This window comes from Paenibacillus sp. GYB006, assembly GCF_036577645.1.
In the GTDB taxonomy this organism is placed as follows: Bacteria; Bacillota; Bacilli; order Paenibacillales; family Paenibacillaceae; genus Paenibacillus.
Window position 1 is genome coordinate 1 of record NZ_JARBDA010000078.1, and the last position, 349, is coordinate 349.

General features: G+C 55.9%; 2 tRNA genes and 1 rRNA gene. All 3 read right to left on the reverse strand.

Annotated features, from left to right (window positions below):
• Positions 1–31: 31 nt before the first annotated feature.
• Positions 32–107 (reverse strand) — tRNA-Ala (locus PV403_RS25065).
• A 22-nt stretch (positions 108–129) separates the two neighbouring features.
• Positions 130–206: transfer RNA gene (locus tag PV403_RS25070), tRNA-Ile, on the reverse strand.
• A gap of 51 nt (positions 207–257) precedes the next feature.
• Positions 258–349 (reverse strand): 5S ribosomal RNA (gene rrf / locus PV403_RS25075); the annotation flags it as partial.

Sequence of the window (349 nt, forward strand, 5' to 3'; positions counted from 1 at the left end):
GTGCTCTACCAACTGAGCTATCAGGGAATATTGGTGGAGCCAAGCGGGATCGAACCGCTGACCTCCTGCGTGCAAGGCAGGCGCTCTCCCAGCTGAGCTATGGCCCCATAATGGGATTATGAAGTTACATGGTGGGCCCTAGTGGACTCGAACCACCGACCTCACCCTTATCAGGGGTGCGCTCTAACCAGCTGAGCTAAGGGCCCTCATCGTTAATTACACCATTAGGGCAAAAAAAATAACCCAAAAGGGTTTTCGCTTGGCGGCGTCCTACTCTCCCAGGACCCTGCGGTCCAAGTACCATCGGCGCTGGAGGGCTTAACGGTCGTGTTCGGGATGGGTACGTGTG